Source organism: Candidatus Pantoea rara (genome assembly GCF_051136265.1).
GTDB classification, from domain to species: Bacteria; Pseudomonadota; Gammaproteobacteria; order Enterobacterales; family Enterobacteriaceae; genus Pantoea; species Pantoea rara.
Genome location: NZ_CP194944.1, coordinates 69,725 through 88,420 on the forward strand (window position 1 = coordinate 69,725; position 18,696 = coordinate 88,420).

16 protein-coding genes are annotated in these 18,696 nt (G+C 53.6%); 4 read left to right on the forward strand and 12 right to left on the reverse strand.

The genetic code is table 11. The annotated features are described in order from the left end of the window. Positions 1-86: 86 nt before the first annotated feature. From arnF to arnB, 7 genes are read right to left on the reverse strand one after another with little or no spacing between them, the layout of a single operon-like run. Positions 87-452, reverse strand: coding sequence for a 4-amino-4-deoxy-L-arabinose-phosphoundecaprenol flippase subunit ArnF (gene arnF, locus ACR8BF_RS21020; protein ID WP_313537343.1), 366 nt, complete (start codon positions 450-452; stop codon positions 87-89). Further along, positions 449-769, reverse strand: a complete 321-nt coding sequence (gene arnE / locus ACR8BF_RS21025; RefSeq protein ID WP_179899067.1) for a 4-amino-4-deoxy-L-arabinose-phosphoundecaprenol flippase subunit ArnE — start codon at positions 767-769, stop codon at positions 449-451. Before arnE ends, arnF begins: the two co-directional genes overlap by 4 nt. Next, positions 770-2,437 carry a lipid IV(A) 4-amino-4-deoxy-L-arabinosyltransferase gene (gene arnT, locus ACR8BF_RS21030; RefSeq protein ID WP_434746290.1) on the reverse strand — a complete coding sequence of 556 codons (1,668 nt, stop codon included), beginning with the start codon at positions 2,435-2,437 and terminating at the stop codon, positions 770-772. It lies immediately after the preceding gene. Continuing rightward, positions 2,437-3,339 carry a 4-deoxy-4-formamido-L-arabinose-phosphoundecaprenol deformylase gene (gene arnD, locus ACR8BF_RS21035; protein ID WP_313700703.1) on the reverse strand — a complete coding sequence of 301 codons (903 nt, stop codon included), beginning with the start codon at positions 3,337-3,339 and terminating at the stop codon, positions 2,437-2,439. Before arnD ends, arnT begins: the two co-directional genes overlap by 1 nt. Next, positions 3,339-5,318 carry a bifunctional UDP-4-amino-4-deoxy-L-arabinose formyltransferase/UDP-glucuronic acid oxidase ArnA gene (gene arnA, locus ACR8BF_RS21040; RefSeq protein ID WP_179899070.1) on the reverse strand — a complete coding sequence of 660 codons (1,980 nt, stop codon included), beginning with the start codon at positions 5,316-5,318 and terminating at the stop codon, positions 3,339-3,341. The genes arnD and arnA overlap by 1 nt, the downstream gene beginning before the upstream one ends. After that, positions 5,315-6,298 (reverse strand): undecaprenyl-phosphate 4-deoxy-4-formamido-L-arabinose transferase, encoded by a 984-nt coding sequence (arnC, locus tag ACR8BF_RS21045; protein WP_313700707.1) that lies wholly within the window; start codon positions 6,296-6,298, stop codon positions 5,315-5,317. Before arnC ends, arnA begins: the two co-directional genes overlap by 4 nt. Before the next feature lies 1 nt (position 6,299). Then, positions 6,300-7,436, reverse strand: a complete 1,137-nt coding sequence (gene arnB / locus ACR8BF_RS21050; protein WP_179899072.1) for a UDP-4-amino-4-deoxy-L-arabinose aminotransferase — start codon at positions 7,434-7,436, stop codon at positions 6,300-6,302. Between the two features lie 709 nt (positions 7,437-8,145). Between arnB and ACR8BF_RS21055 the strand changes: the two genes are divergently transcribed. Next, complete coding sequence (locus ACR8BF_RS21055; protein WP_434746292.1) at positions 8,146-8,715, forward strand: YceI family protein; 570 nt, start codon at positions 8,146-8,148, stop codon at positions 8,713-8,715. Positions 8,716-8,748: 33 nt separating this feature from the next. On the opposite strand, the gene ACR8BF_RS21060 is transcribed toward ACR8BF_RS21055, so the two are convergent. From ACR8BF_RS21060 to ACR8BF_RS21075, 4 genes are all read right to left on the reverse strand, one after another. Then, entirely contained in the window at positions 8,749-9,534 is a 786-nt protein-coding gene (locus ACR8BF_RS21060; RefSeq protein ID WP_313700710.1) for an anti-sigma factor family protein, read from the reverse strand. After that, entirely contained in the window at positions 9,531-10,031 is a 501-nt protein-coding gene (locus ACR8BF_RS21065; RefSeq protein WP_179899177.1) for an RNA polymerase sigma factor, read from the reverse strand. The genes ACR8BF_RS21060 and ACR8BF_RS21065 overlap by 4 nt, the downstream gene beginning before the upstream one ends. Before the next feature lie 36 nt (positions 10,032-10,067). Then, positions 10,068-10,604, reverse strand: coding sequence for a tetratricopeptide repeat protein (locus tag ACR8BF_RS21070; protein ID WP_434746291.1), 537 nt, complete (start codon positions 10,602-10,604; stop codon positions 10,068-10,070). A gap of 142 nt (positions 10,605-10,746) precedes the next feature. Continuing rightward, positions 10,747-11,760 carry a Gfo/Idh/MocA family protein gene (locus ACR8BF_RS21075; protein ID WP_434746223.1) on the reverse strand — a complete coding sequence of 338 codons (1,014 nt, stop codon included), beginning with the start codon at positions 11,758-11,760 and terminating at the stop codon, positions 10,747-10,749. A gap of 108 nt (positions 11,761-11,868) precedes the next feature. On the opposite strand from ACR8BF_RS21075, the gene ACR8BF_RS21080 reads away from it, so the two are divergent. From ACR8BF_RS21080 to ACR8BF_RS21090, 3 genes are all read left to right on the forward strand, one after another. Beyond that, complete coding sequence (locus ACR8BF_RS21080; protein ID WP_434746224.1) at positions 11,869-12,879, forward strand: LacI family DNA-binding transcriptional regulator; 1,011 nt, start codon at positions 11,869-11,871, stop codon at positions 12,877-12,879. Positions 12,880-13,316: 437 nt separating this feature from the next. After that, complete coding sequence (locus ACR8BF_RS21085) at positions 13,317-13,754, forward strand: PACE efflux transporter (RefSeq protein WP_434746225.1); 438 nt, start codon at positions 13,317-13,319, stop codon at positions 13,752-13,754. 238 nt (positions 13,755-13,992) lie between these two features. Continuing rightward, positions 13,993-14,196, forward strand: a complete 204-nt coding sequence (locus ACR8BF_RS21090) for an Hha/YmoA family nucleoid-associated regulatory protein (RefSeq protein ID WP_179899078.1) — start codon at positions 13,993-13,995, stop codon at positions 14,194-14,196. A gap of 180 nt (positions 14,197-14,376) precedes the next feature. On the opposite strand, the gene ACR8BF_RS21095 is transcribed toward ACR8BF_RS21090, so the two are convergent. Continuing rightward, positions 14,377-18,546, reverse strand: a complete 4,170-nt coding sequence (locus ACR8BF_RS21095) for a S6 family peptidase (RefSeq protein WP_434746226.1) — start codon at positions 18,544-18,546, stop codon at positions 14,377-14,379. Between the last annotated feature and the right edge of the window lie 150 nt (positions 18,547-18,696).

Below are 18,696 nucleotides of genomic sequence, written 5' to 3' on the forward strand. Positions count from 1 at the left end.
CTGTTAATACCAGTACGCCTCTTATTAGCGTTAATCGCTGCCCGAAAACGCTAATAAGAAGTAAGTTTTATGGGAAAATACTCATTTCAGGGCTTAACCACAATGCACAGCAGACCGATTACAATAATCACCACACCCGCCAGGCTATGCCAGCTGAATGCCTCATGGAATACTGGCACACAGACCGCCACCAGCCAGACCAGTACGTAACTCAGACTAAGCAGCGGATAGACCCGGTTGAGCGGAAAATAGTGTAGCGCCCGAATCCAGCAGAGCATGGAAATGCCATAGGCGCCCAGCCCGGCCAGCAACAGCAAAGCGGGCAGTATGGCGAAGGCGGGCAGCGACGTCAGGCTACTGACATCGGGCAGACGTGGCATTGCCCAGCGCATCATTAACTGTGCCGCTGAAACCAGCAGCACGCTGCATGCGACCCATCCGTACCCTTTCATAGCTGACTCGCCATCAGCGCCACACCCGTCACCACCAGCAGCGTGCCGGCAATCTGTCGCAGCGTCAGCCGTTCACGCCAGAGGATGCGTCCGGCCAGCGCAACGAAGATGAAGTTCAGGCTCAGCATCGGATAGGCCTGGCTGACAGGCACCCGCTGCAGCACCAGCAGCCAGAGGAGCATCGCTATACCTAACAGCAGCACACTCACACCAATCCAGCTCAGGCGAACCCGCCGCGTTGCCGCGTGGGTCGCCTGTTTCTGGCACAGTTGTGCGCTGCAGCTAAGCAGGCTCACCAATATAATCAGCAGCAGCATTTACTTCATCTGACTGTAATAGAGGCAGACCAGCCTGCCCTGCCGATAGACGGCGTCCGGCACCGGAACATCCTCGCCTATATCACTGTGTGGCGAATCAAACAGCAACAGCAATGACACACTTCCCGTGCGGCGATGTTCGGCAAGCCAGCCGCTAAAGTCCGCCTGAGAGACAAAGCGGGATTGCGCGTCCGGGTAGCTCAGCCCATATTCCAGCTCGCCTTTAGTGTCATAGAAACCGATGTCGCTGCGCTGCAGATGCCAGGCTGCGGCAGAGGCTACGCCAGGATTATCCGCCAGGATAAAGTGGCTGGAGGCCAGACGCTCGCTGATCGTCGAGACAAAGTGCTGCGGCTGTTTGGCATCACGGATTTTGTCCGGAATCGCCGTGCCAATAAACAGCGCGACGCCCAGCGGGCAAAGCGCAGCCGCCAGCCAGCGGCGTTGTGAAGAGCGGCAGCTGTATGCACCCACCAGGCCCCAGATGAGAAACGCCAGTGCACCCAGCGCCAGTTTCAGCATCTCGTGTGTGGCAAACAGCGGATGATGCGTCACGCTCCAGGGCGCGAGCACCAGCGCAACCGTTGCCAGAGTGAGAATGCCGAAAATCAGGTTAAGCCAGCCATTCACTGTTAATGCGCGACCAGTACGCTGCGCGGCGTTCAGACCATAGTGTGCCATCAGCAGCGACAGCGGGACAAAACAGGGCAGAATGTAGGTCGGCAGCTTGCCTTTTGCCAGGCTGAAAAACAGCACTGGCATCACCGTCCAGCTCAGCAGATAAAGCGCACCCGGATGTTGCTGACGCTCGCGCCAGCCGGTCATCAATGCGCCCGGTAACAGCGCAAGCCACGGCAGCGTGCCCAGCAGCAGAACTGGCAGGTAATACCAGAAAGGTGCTTTATGCTGCGCATTGTCTTCCGCAAAGCGCTGGATATGCTCAACCCAGAAGAAGTAGTGCCAGAAATCGGGAGCCTGATGATAGATGGCCAGCGCCCAGGGGGCGCTGATCGCTGCGGCTGAAATCAGCGCCAGCGGCCCGAAGCAAAGTAGCTCAAGAAGTCTCTTACGCCAAAGCACCCACGGCAGAATTGCCAGCACCGGCACTGCCAGCGCCAGAAAGCCTTTGGTCATAAACCCCATACCGCAGGCGAGACCCAGCAACAGAAAGCCGCCCGCACGACCAGCGCGTCCGCTCGCCTCCGTCGCCAGCCAGAAGCTGCACATCGCGGCGGCCAGCCAGAGCATCAGCATCGGGTCCAGCACCGCATAGGTGCCCACGCCATACACCAGCAACGAACTGAGGAAAATCAGGGAACCGACCACGGCGGTGCGTGATGAACCAAACAGCCGCCTTCCGAGCCAGTAGATCAGTGCGGCAGTGATCGCCGTTGAGAATATCGATCCTGCCCGCACGCCAAAGTTGGTGTGGCCAAACAGCCATTGCCCCAGCGAGTTAACCCAGTAGCCAGCAATCGGTTTTTCAAAATAGCGCAGGCCGAAGAAGTGCGGCGTGACCCAGTTACCGGTTGCCAGCATCTCCCGGCTGATTTCCGCATAGCGAGTCTCATCCGGCTGCCAGAGGTCGCGGAATGTCGGCGGGATCAGGTAATAGAGAACAAAAAAGCTGAAAAAAAGTAGCCACTTCGTGTTGTTACGTATCCGCACTAGTTTGCCTCTTCAGTCAGTTTCTGGCAGCCCAGCCACCCTTCCCGTCCAGGGATTTCGCCTCTGACGACCCTGCCCACCGGTAAGGTGCTCAGATCGTCGGGCAGCAGCTCGCTTAATGGGCAGAACTGAATGCCATTGCGTGCCGCAGCAGTCAGCAGCTGGTCAAAGTCCGGGTAGCCAATGATCCCCTCGACTTCGGCATGCACGGTGTATACGGCGCCCTCGTCAGAAGCGAGCATTTTTGCCAGAATATAGTCGTTATAACCTTCTGCGCTGACCTCGCGGCCAACCACTTCATCCCATGTAGGCAACGTCACCGGAATTTGTACGGTACCGATCTGTCCATCCGGCAGCATGGGCCGGAATGGCCCGATGCCGCGACAGTCGCTGTTGTAGTGAAACCCAAAATCCTGTTTAGCGGCGATCACCCGGCCATCGGCGCGCCAGCCTGCGACGGCCGAGCAACTGACAGGATGGCCGAGGATCTCACTCAGCGTTTCGGTGCCGCGCGCTATCTGCTCCACCAGCTTATCCTGCGGCCAGACGCCCGCCCAGGTCTGCCAGGCAAAATGGTCCCAGGCGTGCAGGCCCATCTCGTGATAGCGGGCGGTATCCTGAATGACATGCCGCAAGCCTCGTCCCATCAGCTTTCCCGGCCACGCCGTTCCGGCGAGGAGAATATCCCAGCCATAGAGCGACGCAGCGCGTGATCGCAGCATCTTCACGAGAAACGCAGGTTTCACCAGCCGCCAGAGATGGCGGCCCATGTTGTCCGGTCCTACGCTGAAAAAAAAACTGGCCCGCACCGCATGACGCTGGAACAGCTCAAGCAGCGCCGGCACACCCTGCTTCGTGCCGCGCCAGGTATCTACGTCAATCCGCAGACCGATCTTCTTCATCACTTATCAGCCTGTTGCTCAATGGTGCGCAGGAAGAAGTCGAGCGTGTTGTCGATAGTGACATCCATGGTCACAGTCGGCGTCCAGCAAAGTAAGCGACGCGCATTGCGGATAGCGGGTTTGCGGTGTTCGACATCCTGATAACCTTTGCCATAGTAACTGCTGCTTTCTACTTCGCGGAAACCGGCAAACGGCGGGAACTGGCTGCGCAGCGGGTGGCGTTCGAAGCTTTCCAGCAGCTGCTCCGCCAGCTCTTTGATACTGGCTTCGTTATCCGGGTTACCGATATTGATGATCTGCCCATCACAATTCTGCTGTTTGTTTTCGATGATGCGGAACAGTGCTTCAACACCATCGCTGATGTCAGTAAAGCAGCGCTTCTGCTTGCCGCCGTCGATCAGCTTAATCGGTGAGCCTTCCACCAGGTTGAGGATAAGCTGAGTGATCGCACGGGAACTGCCGATACGCGCCGCATTGAGGTTATCCAGACGCGGCCCCATCCAGTTGAACGGACGGAACAGGGTAAAGCGCAGTCCCTCTTTTTCGCCATACGCCCAGATCACGCGGTCCAGCAGCTGCTTGGATACGGAGTAGATCCAGCGCTGTTTGTTGATCGGCCCGACCACCAGATTAGAGGTATCCTCATCAAAGCTGTCATCGGTACACATGCCGTAGACTTCTGAAGTGGAGGGGAAAATGATGCGTTTTTGATACTTCACACAGTCGCGGATGATTTTCAGATTTTCTTCGAAATCGAGTTCAAACACGCGAAGCGGATTGCGGGTGTACTCAATCGGCGTAGCGATCGCCACCAGCGGCAGGATGACGTCACATTTTTTGATGTGATACTCAATCCATTCGGAATGGATAGCGATATCCCCTTCGACAAAATGGAAGCGCGGATGATCCAGGAAGCGACTGATAGCGTCTGAACTGATATCCAGGCCATAGACTTCAAAATGCTCATCCTGTAACAAACGTTCGGTGAGATGGTTACCGATAAAGCCGTTAACGCCGAGGATTAACACACGGGTACGACGCTGCAAGGCCGACTGCGGTTTTGAATAGAGCAGTGCGCCAGGCACCATGCCCAGACTCTGTGCCAGCTGGCTGCCGTTCATGTAGACGCCATGATCAGACTGTCCGGTCTGGATTTCCAGCGCGCCCTCGCCACAGGCGATAAGGAACGGTTGTTTGGAGAGCACGGTGCCTGGCTTCGCCTGATGTTGCTGCGGATGAACCCGGCTCTTCCAGACGATAAATTTAACCGAACCGGCAAAGGCGAAGGCACCCGGCCACGGATCGGTAACCGCTCTGACCAGATTGTGAATCGTCTCAGCAGGCTGATTCCAGTCAATACGGCCATCTTCGGCCGTGCGACGGCCCACACGGGTTGCCTGACTCTCATCCTGCGGCCACTCACTGACCTCACCCTTACGCAGGCGAGGTAATACATCGTTCAGCAACTGCTCTGCGGCCTGGGTCAGTTTGCGATGCAGCGTCAGCGCGTTGTCCGGATCCACAATCGCCACCGTCTGCTGCGCCAGAATATTACCGGCATCCGCGCGCGTCACCATGCGATGCAGCGTCACGCCCGTCTCACGCTCGCCGTTGACCAGCGCCCAGTTCAGCGGTGCACGGCCACGGTATTTTGGCAGCAGTGAACCGTGCAGGTTAAAAGCTCCCTTTTCAGCGCATTGCAGGATTTCATCGCTCAGCAGATGGCGATAATAGAAGGAGAAGATCATCTCTGGCGCCATGGTGCGGATGCGGTCAAGCCAGATCGGGTGATTCGCCTCATCCGGTGCATAGACCGGAATACCGTGCTCGGCCGCCAGACGGGCTACTGAGCCGAAAAAGTGATTTTCGGTCGCCACATCATTGTGCGTAAAAATGGCGGTAATCTCATAGCCTGCATTCAGCAGCGCATTGATGCCGACACAGCCCATGTCGTGATAGGCGAAAACAACGGTCTTCATGATTGAGTATCCTGTACTGAAGGCTCTTCTGGAGCCTGAACAATGCGTTGAACGAAATAGCGCGGACGCGCCCGAACGTCGTTATAAATGCGCCCGATGTACTCTCCGAGCAGTCCCATACCCACAAACTGGGCACCGATGAACATGAACAGGACGGCGAACAACACGAAGACGCCGTCTCCCGCCCACGCCGCACCAAAGAAAAGTCGCAGTACGATAAGCACCAGCGAGAAGGCGAAGCCGGAGAGCGCAATCAGGCTCCCCACCACGCTGAGCAATCGCAATGGCGTAGTGGTCAGGCAGGTCACGAGGTCGTACATCAGGTTGATCAGGCGCATAAAGCTGTATTTCGAATCACCAAAGGCCCGCTCGGCGTGGATCACCGGCAGCTCAATGGTGTGTCGGGCAAAGGTGTTGGCCAGAATCGGAATGAAGGTGCTGCGTTCATGGCAGTTGAGCATCGCCTCGACGATGTGGCGACGATAGGCGCGCAGCATGCAGCCATAATCTCCCATCGCTTTGCCGGTAACCCGCTGAATGAGGTGATTGAGCGTGCGCGATGCCTTGCGCCGGAACCAGGTGTCCTGGCGCTGCTGCCGGACGGTGCCCACCACGTCATAACCCTGACGCGCAGCATCGACAAGGCGCGGGATCTCTTCCGGCGGGTTCTGCAGATCGGCATCCAGCGTAACAATCAGATCGCCACGAACCTGACTGAAACCGGCCATGATGGCGGAGTGCTGACCGTAGTTGCGGTTGAGCAGCACACCTTTTATCCGGCTGCCGGGAACGACTGAGGCCTGTTCAATCAGTTCGGCTGAACGATCACTGCTGCCGTCATCCACCAGCAGAATTTCATACGCAATATTGATGGCGTCACAGGCGGCGGTGGTGCGGTTAAGCAGCTCCGGCAGGCTTTGCTCCTCGTTATAGACCGGGATGACCACGGAGAGCATATTGATCGGTTTGATATCGCGCATCTCAGGCTCCCGCAATGTCATGTAAAGCCTGAATCACTCGCTCGACATCCTGATCCGTCATTGACGGAAACAGTGGGATCGAACACATCTGCTGGCTGTTAAGTTCACTGGCGGGCAGACGTAAGTCGGGATAGTGCTCGCGATAATATCTGTGGGTATGCGCCGCACGAAAATGCAGACCGCTGCCAATATCCCGCGTTTTCAAAGCCTGCATGAAGGCGTCGCGCGACAGGCCACAGCGCTGTTCATCAATGCGGATAATAAACAGGTGCCAGGCGTGCTGATGTGGCCAGGCAGGCAACGCCAGCGGTTCAAATGGCAGCGTGCGCAGCGCGTCAAGATAGCGTTCAGCAATCTCACGGCGGCGGGCAATAAAGCCCGGTAATTTCTGTAACTGCACCAGCGCAATAGCTGCGCTGATATCCGGCAGATTATATTTAAAGCCCGGCATCATCACTTCAGCCTGCGGCAGACGCCCCTGGGTCTGGCGGTCAAACGCATCCACCGCCAGGCCATGAAACTTCAGGCTGCGGATACGATCGGCGAGTGCGGCGTCATCAGTCACCACCAGGCCCCCTTCCGCGCAGGTAATATTTTTGATGGCGTGGAAAGAGAAAATAGCGGTACCGCGATGCCCTACCGGCTTTTCGCAATAAGTGGTGCCCACCGCGTGAGCCGCATCTTCGATGATGGCGATGCCATGCTGCTCAGCCAGCTGATAAATTGGGTCGAGATCGGCAGGCGCACCGGCGTAATGCACCGGAATGATGGCGCGGGTGCAGGGTGTTATCGCCAGGGCTATCCGTTCCGGCGTGACCATCAGGTTATCTGGATCGACATCAATCATCACCGGCGTGGCGCCCAGCAAGGTGATCAGGTTAAGGGTAGAGACCCAGGTCATGGACGGCGTGATCACCTCATCGCCTGGCCCGATTCCCATCGCCATCAACGTGACATGCATGCCCGCCGTGGCTGAACTCACCGCAATGGCGTGCTGGTTGCCGGTCAGCTTAACAAAGGCCTGCTCCAGCTCGGCGCATTTTGCGCCAGTTGTTATCCACCCAGAGTCAAATACCGCTTTAACAGCAGCTAGCTCTTCATCACCAAATGAAGGGCGGGAAAATGGCAAAAATTCCATGCTAAAACTCCTGCAGATCTAACCTATAAGCTGTCGCATGTTGTTAATCAGGGACAACGCCGGAATAAGAAAAGAAAAAGCACATTATCAACATCCGGCTATGGTGTTATTGACACCACGTTTTCCCTTTATGGAATTAAGGTTACCGGACCGCTAATACAAACTACCGTATGAAACTTAACTGAACATTAAATGAATAGCGTGAATGACAATAAAATCAAGGAGCAGTGAGTTAAGGGTTTCCGAAAAAGTTCATTATTAAATTGCCGATAGTGATTCTGACCTCAACTCTTTTTGATTTATTTATAATTTGTTTAAAAAGAGCTGATCCTTACTGTCATCAGGCCAGGAATCAGCACATCAGAGAAAAGTGACTTACTGATGAAAAAAATAAATTAATGATTTTATAGAGTATTTTTACTATTCCGATCCTGCTTTTATATTTGCAGAATATTTGAAAAAAATAGCACCCCGCTCATCCCAGGAAAATCACAGCGTAATAATAGCGTCTTAATGTATTCTTAATATTGTTAGTTATTAATGCTCCGCCCTCTCAATAATCATGACACTTTGATGAATCTCTGGTGACAGTCAGTTAACATCTGTCAGATTATCTGTGCCTGCAGGGTAAAAACAGTGCTGAAAAAAGTGAATAAGATCGCGGTTTCAGGCGTTAACGTTTGGTCTGCCTAATAAAGAGAAAATAGTGATGATACGTACCGCCTGTTTATGTACTCTGTTCGCCCTGTTCAGCCCGGCGCTTTATGCCGCACCGGTAACCTATGCCATAACGCCCGATAAAACATCGATTGGCCTCTCATGGCGCGCTTTTGGTCACGACTTTTCGCAGGCCAGATTGCAGGGCGTAACCGGCATGGTGACGCTCAATCCCGAAGAGGATCATGACGACCGCATTGAAGTGAATATTCCGGTGGGAACGCTGGTGGCTTCGAATAGCCTGTTAACCTGGCAACTGAAAAGTGACCTGTTTTTTGATGCAGAACGTTACCCACAGATTCACTTTGTGAGCAGCCGCGTTGCCTCACTGGGTGACGGTAATTACCGGATTTTTGGCGTACTGACGGTTAAAAACGTCAGCCGGCCAGTGGTTATGCTGGCCTCGCTGGACAGCGGAAAGACAATTGACCCGGCGTCTCGAGCGCTGGCGCTGCATGCCTCCACAGCTATCTCGCGTTCTGCCTTCGGCATGGATCGACTGGTCGGTGTGGTTGATGACCGTGTAAACATTGCGCTGACCATTACCGCGCAATCCAGATAATCTTGTTGCAGTCTCCGCTGCGGGAAAGCCGGTTTAACTGAGCGCGGTCTGCAATGTTTCTGCTGTGGCAGCCAGCTGGGCCGGTGGATTGCGGCCAATCAGCACATACTGATAGCCGTCACGCTTCCACCATGCCAGTTGCATGCCGTGGCGTTGTTCACGGGTAATCGGGTTCGTAACGTGCGGCGCGGGCGAGATACAGAGCGCCATCGGGCCATAATCTGCGTGCAGCCAGGCAATCTGCGCGATGGACGTCCGTTCGTATCGCAGGATCCGCACCATTTTCAGTTCAGCCCCTGGCAGGTGCAGTTGCTGCGGGTGCAGCTGCAATCCCAGATCGAGTCGGGTACGGTCCAGGCCTCTCTGCAGCATAGCGGCGTCATTGAGCGTATCAGCCAGCGTTTCAGCACTGTAAAGTGACATATAGCGTGCTTCCAGATCGCGGATATTCTGGCTTTCCTCTTTCTCATCATCTGACGGTCTTGCCATAAAACCGATGCTGCTGCCCACCAGCAAAAAGCTGACTGATGCCGCAATCAGTGCCCGGCGGCTGTAGCCTTTAGCGGGTATCGGCGCAGGTGTCGGGATGTCCGCCAGTTGCTGTGCCATTCTTGCCTGGGGTGCCTGTTCCAGTAGCGGCGCAAAAGCCTGCTCAAAATCGAGACTACTGTGCTGGAGTTGTTCTACCCGCGCGGCCAGTTCCGCATCCTCCGCCATCGCCTGCTCAAACTGCGCGGCTTCCTGCGGGGTCATCTCACCATCCAGCCAGGCGACTATCGCCTCATCGCGCCACGGTGGCGTAAAAGTTTCCCTGTTCATCTCCGTTTCTCCTGGGGTACGGGCGAGGTCGCTGGCTGTCTTGCCAGCGTGGTACGTGCAGCGGCCAGACGGCTCATAATCGTGCCAATCGGAACGGCCAGCGTCTCCGCCGCTTCCTTGTAGGTCAGTCCTTCGACATAAACCAGAAACAACGCATTGCGCTGCGCCTCGGGTAAGGCGTTAACCTGCTGCATAATGCGCTGGAAATGACGGTTGTCGTCGCTAATGGCGTGGTTATCTGCGGCCAGTAACGCATCGGGATCAACGAATCCCTGTCCCTGTCGCACCTTTCTCGCCCGTAAATCGCTGACCCAGATGGAGTGAAGGATCGAAAAAAGCCATCGATCAACACGCGTGCCCGGCGTGAACTGCGCGCTGCGTTCCAGCGCGCGTACGCAGGTTGACTGCACCAGCTCTTCTGCCATGTCACGGTTATGCGACAGCACATAGCCGTAACGCCAGAGTCGCGTCAGATGTTCCGCAAGGTGCTGACGGATGTCACTGTGAGTGATTTTTCGCTCCTCCCTGCCGCATCAGACCTCGGGATGGCCATTTATCGCGGCCTGCAGATCGCGGTACTCCTCGCAATCGATACCACAGATTCCGGCGATCGTTTTTAACTGTTCGCGCGCCAGATCGGGACGCCCTTTAATCATCCAGGCTTCGCCCAGATATTCACGCACTTTAGCGTAATGGGGATCGAGTGCAATGGCGCGCTGATAATAGCCAATACCTTCATCCGTGCGACCAAGTTTACGGGTGGCATAGCCACGATAGTTCCAGGCTTCGCGGGTATCCGGGTTGTTAAGCGTATCCAGCAGGTTCAGTGCCGCCTGATATTCGCCCTTTTTCGCCAGATGATAAGCGTAGCGCGTTTTATCGTCGTCACTCAGCTTGCTGGTTTTCTCGGGCACGCAGCTTTTAGTCTGGCTGTCATAGACCTGACCTTTGGGGCAGTCAGGCGTTTTTTTCTCACTGTCATTGTCACCCATCGCCATACTCAGCGGAGCGTGCAGCATCAGCATCAGGGCAGGAACAGCAAACAGAGAAAGACCAGAACGCGTTGTCATAATTTATCCTTATCGGGGCTGGGGAGCAGATGGTAAAGCCTGCGGGATTCAGTCCGCTATCGCGGCGCTATACGGTAAACAGCTCAGCGCCGGTTTCTATTCGATAAAAATAAAATTATTTTTTGTCAGGTGCCTCGCCGCATCAGAACACGTGCTTTTCCACCTGACAGAAACGCCGTTCCGCCAGAGAGATGACCGCAGCTTCTGCAATCGCCTGTGCTTTCAGACCATCCTCCAGGCCTGGCAGATCCGCTATCTGCTCACCGTTTAGCGAGCGAATAAATGCATCCAGATGAGCATAATAGGTTGGCTGCACCCGGCTGAACCAGTCGGGCAGCAACCCTGGCTGCTGAATCTGCGCACCCTGATAGCAGGTGACGCCGCGCTGGAGCTGAGTAGATGACTCCAGCATTCCGTGCGGTCCCATCACGCTGATGCGTTCATCGTAGCCATAGCCGGTGCGGCGGGTATTATCGAGCTGCGCCAGCGCCCCGCTCTGCAGCCGCAATAGCAATGTGCTGGTATCAACATCGGCAAATTCATCGATCGAAGGCAGAGCCAGCGCGGCTCCCATGGCTGCCACCTCTGTCACCTCTTCTTCAGTCAGCCAGCGCAGCAGATCGAAAAAGTGAATAGCCTGATCGCGCATCTGACCCCCGGACGCCTGAAGATAGGCCAGCGGCGGCATGGTCGAGGAGCGGCAGACCATCTGAATCAGTTCCGGCGGACCTATCCGCCCTTCCCGAAGTTGTTGCTTCAGCTGCTGGTGGCTAACATCGAAACGGCGATTAAACCCCACCGTGACCGGCACGTTGTAAGGGAGGACATTAGCCACGGCCTTACGGGCGCGTTCAAGAGAGAGATCGACCGGCTTCTCACAATAGATTGCTTTACCGGCACGGGCAGCGGCTTCCAGCAAATCGGCATGGGTCGGCGTTGCGCTGGCGATCAACACCATGTCAATCTGCGTATCATTTATCGCCTCAGTGACAGACGCGGCCCGGGCACCGAAACGAGTCGCAAAAGCGGAAGCACGCACCGGTTCCGCATCCGCCACCCACACCAGTTCAACTCCGGGATGCGCCTGCAGATTCGCGGCATGAACTTCACCAATAAAGCCACATCCCAGCAGGGCAACACATTGCTTTTTATTCATTTATTTGAACTCCATCATAGTCCGGCAGAAAGCTGCATCAGCAGAATAGCGCTGCGTTTTACACTCACGGCATGGTGTTTTGAGGTGTTTACCTCAAAGGAGATCGTTATGTCGCTGAAAGAGGTCGCCCGGCGGGCAGGAGTGGGGCTGGCAACCGTGGATCGGGTCCTTAATGAACGTGGCGGCGTCGCGCCGGAAACGGTTCACAGGGTGTTGCAGGCAGCACGGGAAATCGGCCTGAAGCGGGCCCTGCCTGAGGAGCATCGTCATCCGTGGCAGATAGAACTGCTGCTGAGCAGCAATGACTCGTTTTTCTTTAAGCAACTGGCGCAGGATTTTACGGCGTTCTCCTCGCATCTGGGCTATCGCCGGTTGACGTTGCATCGCACCTTTGTGCCTGAAGCACAGCCTGAGCGACTGGCAAGGCTCATCCGGGAGGGGGCTGTAACGCGGGATGGATTGATCGTTTTTGCACATGAGCATCCAGCAATCTATGAGGCGCTGGAACATTGCCAGAGGCGTGGCGTCCCGGTGATCTCGCTGGTCACGGATTTGCCCGCTGCCGCGCGGCTCTGTCATGTGGGAATTAATCAGTTGCAGGCAGGACGCACCGCCGCTCAGCTGATGGGTAAAATGCTGCATCAGCCTGGGGAGGTGTTGATGGTCAGTGGGCACAGGGATTACAGCGCGCATCGTCAGCGCATTGAAGGATTTCGCATGCTGATTACTGAACGATATCCGCACCTTCAGCTTCGTGAAGTTCTTGCCGCTCAGGAAAATCGCGCTACCCTCAGTAAGTTACTGGAGAAGCAGCTTATCCAGAGCGGCAATCTGCAGGGAATTTACAATACCGGCCTGGGAAACACCGAGATTGGTCAGGCACTTGCCCGACATCGTCTGCAGAATAAGTGTATCTGGATCACTCATGAACTTTACGCCACCACCCGCACGTTAATGGCGCAGCAGAGCGTTGCACTGACGCTGGACCAGAATACCCGGCAACATGCTCAAATCGCCCTGCAGCTGATGCTGAATTATCTGGAGCATGGGGTGAAACCCGATGAGTATGCCAGCGGTAAAGTGGACTTCATGATTTATACCGCCGAGAACTCAATATGAGGTAAACCGTCAGATCGCACATTTCAGCGGTGGCCCGGCTGCTTAAATCTGTTTTAAGTGTCAGAGGATGGCCCTGCGGATAACGCGCGGTTAACCTCAGGCAGCATCAACTCTACTCTGCTCTGCTCTTCCGGATCGCCATCGCGTCTGAACGGTACATGTTGCCGACAGGCAGACTTTATGCCTGCTTACCATCTAAATATTAAAATATAAATCTATATACACGGAATTTTTTATTTTAATATTCCACTCCGCTTCAGGATTGTTATCATCGCCTCCAATCCGTCAGACCAGCACCGCGTGCAGCGAAAAACATAGCAGATTAACCACTCTGGTCCCGGCTAACTGAGAGGTGAATATAAGCGTCCTGGCCAGAGGGTTATCCTGAAATTATTCCGCACCCTCAACGGTGCCTGACTGATTAATGAGATCCAGGTTTGGAACACTATTTACCCCCGGTACGTACAACCACAGAGCGAGTGCTGCATGCCGTTCTCTTCGAAGTCATCGCTAATGTACTGGTTTTCATCATTCTGATTATTCTTGCCTCAGCAGCACCTTCGCAATCGGCATTATTGACCATCGTTTCATCAACGCTGGCAATGGGGTGGAACTATCTGTTCAACCTGATATTTGACAGCGTTCAGTTACGAAAAGGATTTAAAAAAGACTGGCGAATGAGGTGCCTCCATTCCATTTTATTTGAGCTGGGTCTGTTATTAATATTGATACCTTTTGCAGCCTGGTGGCTGAATATTACGCTACTCGCCGCGCTGAAACTGGAATGTGGACTGGTGCTTTTTTTTCTGGTCTATGCCTATCTGTTCAATCTGGTATGGGATTACGGCAGGTGTGTGCATAAAAATAATATTTAAGTAAACATAAAAAACCCTGAGCACCTTAAGATAGCAAAACAGCTTTTTTAGCCTTCCGCTTAGTCGGGACAGTGAACCGTCAGAGGCGACATCACACATCCGTGCGCACGGGCACACGTATATCTGTTGTCAGGAACGGATATCTTTTTCTGGCATCGTCGACATCACTGCGCGTCAGCTTAGTAAAGTTAAGACCGCGCATAAGCTCATTTCTACAGGTTAACTTCAGCAAAAAATTATGAAAAAAGTCTATTATCTGAATAAGTTAAGAAATTGCCCATCAACCGATATCCTGGATATCGTAACAAGCTATATGCGTAAAAAACTTCCTTCTGACGATCTCTCATCTTTTGAAGGCGCATATGATCATCGCAAAGCCGAAATAATAATGAACGAGACCTACAGTGAAGTCCCTTCTGAAGTATGGAGACTGGTATGCTAAACCGGTAAAACGGCGGAGGGTTGAAAAACATTAACTTATTTTTCGAGCGTTCGCACTCCGGTGGGATATTATTCGATCTTTCAGATGAGATATCTCTGACGATGGCTGATGAACAATACCACTCGATAATAAACAGAGCATCATCGCAGCCTGGCCATGATGCTCTGTTATTAAACGATATCAGAAGCGCAAGGCGAAACCGACCTGGCCGCTGTAATCGGTTTTAAACTCACCACCAAAACTGGTATCAACTTTCGCGATAAGAGAAAGGTCAGGCGTGATGACACCCTGCAGCCCCACACTGCTGCGATAACGATTATCAGACCAGGCGCTGTACCGGCGATTCAAATGACGGTCGGAAAGCGTTGTGGTTGATCCGTTTTTACCTGGCGAATATTGATATTCAATACTCGCACTCAGATTTACGTTTGGTAGCAAGACACCCAGTCCGCGTTTCTGCGCCATAATGCCGGTGGTCGTAAAGTAAGGTGTCGCTGAACTCAGCGAAACTTCTGCGTCATTCCCTTTGAGTGTGTAGCCGGACATGACGCCACCGCTGACTCCCACGTAAGGTGAAATAAACAGCGTATCGTCAGACAGACCGAACTGATACCCCGTCCGCAGGCTGCCAGCCAGCATCTGACTCTCCTTTTTCACGCCATTAATATGCAGTGCAGGATCCAGCGATATCTCCTGATTGAGGTACATATAACGACTGGCTGCATCAATAAACCACCCGGCATCAGACTGCCAGGAGTAGTAAGCCCCTACAGTGGCCAGTCGATGCTTTTCACGGCCTCCCCCTTTAACCTCTCCCTGGGTATAACTGGCACTGATCCCCACTGTTTGCGTCTCTCTGCGCGTATCCCATCCCACATTCAGTGTCTGCTGGTTAGCGTTCATCCCCAGAAAATGCCCTTTTCTCTGCTCGATGGTTGCCCATGATCCGCTGCTTTCTGGCGAGGCGCGCAGACTGTCAGTGCGGTTATGCAACTGGCTGACCGCTTCACTGAAAATATACTGCCGCGAGGCGATTAAGGCACGCGTGCGCTGGATGAGTGGCAGGTTGTCGTAAACAGAGAACCAGTCATCCGGGTTGAATGTCGGATTTATGGCTTCCTCTTCTGCTTTTGCTGTTTCCTCTTTGGCTTTTTCTTCAGCTTCGGCTTTTGCCCTGGCCTCTGCCTCTGATTTCGCTTTTGCTTCGGCGTCAGTTTTTTCTTCCTCTGCAGCAGCCTGGTCAGCCGCCGGATTTTCTGGTGCAGGCGTCACTTCCGGTGTGGGCGTCGGCTCTGGCATTGGCGCCGGTTCTGGCACAGGTGTTGGTTCTGGCTCAGGCGCTGGTTTTGGCACAGGCGCTGGTTTTGGCACAGGTGCTGGCTCAGGCGCTGGTTTTGGCACAGGTGCTGGCTCAGGCGCTGGTTCCGGCACAGGCGCTGGTTCCGGTACAGGGGTCGGCTCTGGCATTGGCGCCGGTTCTGGCACAGGTGTTGGTTGTGGCTCAGGCACAGGTGTTGGTTGTGGCACAGGTGTTGGTTCTGGCTCAGGCGCTGGTTGTGGCACAGGTACTGGTTCTGGCTCAGGCGCTGGTTTTGGCACAGGTGCTGGTTCTGGCACAGGTGCTGGTTCCGGTACAGGCGTCACTTCAGGTACAGGTTCAGCCGATTTGTTACTTTCCAACACCCATAAAACGCGGTCGTTATCGTCTTTCACCTGATAATTTGGGGTGTAAACGCTGAAACCACTGTAGCTGTCTGCGAAAGCGAAATAACTGTGTGAGGTGCCAGCGGGTGCATCAACCATTACCAGATCCTGGGTCAGCGAAACCTGCTCTTTGCTGCCGACCAGCAGACTTACGTCCAGCACGTTGTCGCCACCACTCACCGAGTTTTTTACAATCAGTTTGTCGCTTTCCAGTGTTGACGGTTTGACGCCCAGCATCAGATTCAGGCCGGTCGAATCCAGTGAATCAACGCTCAGCGTTTTTGCGCTCCAGCTGCCTGAAGGAATCATCGAAAGTGTTGAGCCACGCTGAGCCAACAGCGCGGTAACGTTGCTGTTACCGGTCATCGTCCAGTTCGCATGAGTACCCAGCGTCATAAGGCTGCTACCGATAGAAGTCACAGCACCCTGATAATTCACCTTGCCCAGATGTAGAGAACTGTTATTTGCCAGTTGAACATCGCCTTCCACTTCACTGGCGGGCAGCAGCGCCAGGGCGTCTGCGCTTCGCACTGGCTGGCTGCAGGACAGATCATCAGAATAGATGGCAGAATAGCAACGCCAGCTTTTTTCCCCTGCCTGCGCGCTGTCGTTGTATCCCAGAGAGAGGGTTGCAGATTCAGCGGCGACAATATTCGCTTTGACACCCGCGTATTCTCCCACCTGGAAATGCGCACCGGTGCCAACATTGATCTGATCGGCTTTGAACAGTGAAGTGTTCCAGTCGTCATCAATGACAAGACCACCGGCATGTGCGACGGGCTGACCTGAAAGGACCAAGGTGCCACTATTGACATTCAGGTCACCATTCAGGTTCATGCCACCGGTCAGCGCCGTGATCGCCGTGGCGTTGCGTGGCAGAATGTTAACGTTCATCACGCCATTCAACGCATTCTCAAGCGTTTCACCCAGGAAACCGCGGAATACCTGAACGTTCAGCTGTGTCAGACGATAATTAATGGCTTCATCGGCATCAGTGCCCAGATAAGTCCAGGTCGCTGTCGAAGATTTATCAGTCGGGAAATAACCGTAATCGGAGGTATTTAACTGAAAATACTCGGTATCTTTTGTGTATGGGTTGCTATACACATAGACATTGCCTGGTGTGCCTTTACGGTTACTACCCGTATAATTATAAAAGGGGACGTCTGCGGCGGTATAGCCAGTAATGTTGAGGGTTGACGGCTTATCGCTGTTGTTTACCAGCGTCGCACCACTGTCGGTATGGTTGATCTTTTTAAAACTAAGCGCATTACCATTTAAATCTAACCGGCCACCGCGATAGCCAAAATAGATCTGGTCAGCGGCAACCTGACTCTCATCGTTCAGCACAACCGTTGGCCGCCCGCTAACCAGAGTTACAGAAGAGAAAGCCTGCTTTTTTCCTGAGCTATCAGCTTGCTGATCGAGGATAACGGTACCCTCTCCCACATTCAGCGAACCCGGGTTAGTACCCACGGCATTAATATGCAGTGAACCCATGCCGATTTTATGCAGGGCATCATTGGCCAATCCATTTACCTGCCACAGGACTTCTTTATCTGCGTCAACTTCGATACCACCGCCAGCCCAGGTTGCATTGACACCATTCGCCGAGGTTACAGTGTAATTATTGGAAAACTGAAGTTTGCCTGCGCCCATATTGATTGGTGCATTCAGCGTGATAAGTCCGCCAGCCCCGTTGAAACGGAGATCTTTAGTCGCATCAAGTTCTTCGGCGGTTGCCTGAGAAGGGGCCACACTCTGATATTTATCAGCCAGCCCCTGCCATGACCAGGTATTATCAGCCTGGCTAAGCGCTGTTTTATCCCAGTAAATGGCCTCGTTTACATCACTATCTGTGATAGCTGGCGAGATACTTTTTTCCTGAACCGAAGCAATAAAATCACCCGGCAGATATCCCGCCACAGCCCGCCTGCGATAAAGGCTATTATCCTGATCGTAACCTACGTGAACCGCGACCAGTTTCCACCGCTGCTCCACTTCGTCCCAGGCAAACACCGGGCTACCGCTGTCTGCCCCACCGGTGCCAATAGAAAGAGGGGTCGTACCGACATCATCAGGACCCAAATTAAAATAACGCAAATATGTGTCGTAGGATATTTGACGCACGTTATCGGCACTGATAGTTCCGCCAGACTTCCAGTTATAACCGCCCGAGACCTGTATTCTCGCCGTTTGATCGTCATTGATCTGTTCCTGATTCCCTGCTCCTACCCGGGTGTACCATGCATAACGTGATTTGTAGTTTGCAAGAAAGTCTGCTTTCACAACAGTGTCATAAGGAGCAGCATCCGTGACCACTTTATTGAGTCGTGGCATATGGAAATCTTCAGAGGTGAGCTCATTACGATTAATAAGGCTGTAAGTAGCAGCGTATTGAGCGCCATTACCGAATGAGGTTGTTTTGTAACCGCTATTGTGTTTCACACTGACAATATAAGAGGGTGATATCAGCGTCGAAAATCCCAGCGAGGAAACGCCGCCAAAATCTGGCATAGGAAAGTCGAGAGTTCCCGATAAAGAGCCATCTTTTTTATAGACAGGTATATGGGTGGCACCTACCGTATACTTGCCCAGATTTTCAGCAAAATCACGATACTCCTGTACATCAATATCGTGTCGCATGATGCCCGCATAGGATTTAGTGCAGATAAAAAATGTACAGCACAGCGCTGCGCTTCCAAAATGCTTCAATGGATTACCCTCACGATACTATTATTATTTAAGAAATATTATTTAATAAATAAATAGTATCATTACGGCAATCTTTAGCTA

Coding starts and splice junctions, on each gene's coding strand:
- arnF (WP_313537343.1), bottom strand. CDS start 452: ATGAAAGGGTACGGATGGGTCGCATGCAGCGTGCTGCTGGTTTCAGCG.
- ACR8BF_RS21075 (WP_434746223.1), bottom strand. CDS start 11,760: ATGAATAAAAAGCAATGTGTTGCCCTGCTGGGATGTGGCTTTATTGGT.
- ACR8BF_RS21060 (WP_313700710.1), bottom strand. CDS start 9,534: ATGAACAGGGAAACTTTTACGCCACCGTGGCGCGATGAGGCGATAGTC.
- arnB (WP_179899072.1), bottom strand. CDS start 7,436: ATGGAATTTTTGCCATTTTCCCGCCCTTCATTTGGTGATGAAGAGCTA.
- ACR8BF_RS21080 (WP_434746224.1), top strand. CDS start 11,869: ATGTCGCTGAAAGAGGTCGCCCGGCGGGCAGGAGTGGGGCTGGCAACC.
- ACR8BF_RS21090 (WP_179899078.1), top strand. CDS start 13,993: ATGAAAAAAGTCTATTATCTGAATAAGTTAAGAAATTGCCCATCAACC.
- ACR8BF_RS21055 (WP_434746292.1), top strand. CDS start 8,146: ATGATACGTACCGCCTGTTTATGTACTCTGTTCGCCCTGTTCAGCCCG.
- arnA (WP_179899070.1), bottom strand. CDS start 5,318: ATGAAGACCGTTGTTTTCGCCTATCACGACATGGGCTGTGTCGGCATC.
- arnD (WP_313700703.1), bottom strand. CDS start 3,339: ATGAAGAAGATCGGTCTGCGGATTGACGTAGATACCTGGCGCGGCACG.
- ACR8BF_RS21095 (WP_434746226.1), bottom strand. CDS start 18,546: ATGCGACACGATATTGATGTACAGGAGTATCGTGATTTTGCTGAAAAT.
- arnE (WP_179899067.1), bottom strand. CDS start 769: ATGCTGCTGCTGATTATATTGGTGAGCCTGCTTAGCTGCAGCGCACAA.
- ACR8BF_RS21070 (WP_434746291.1), bottom strand. CDS start 10,604: ATGACAACGCGTTCTGGTCTTTCTCTGTTTGCTGTTCCTGCCCTGATG.
- arnC (WP_313700707.1), bottom strand. CDS start 6,298: ATGCGCGATATCAAACCGATCAATATGCTCTCCGTGGTCATCCCGGTC.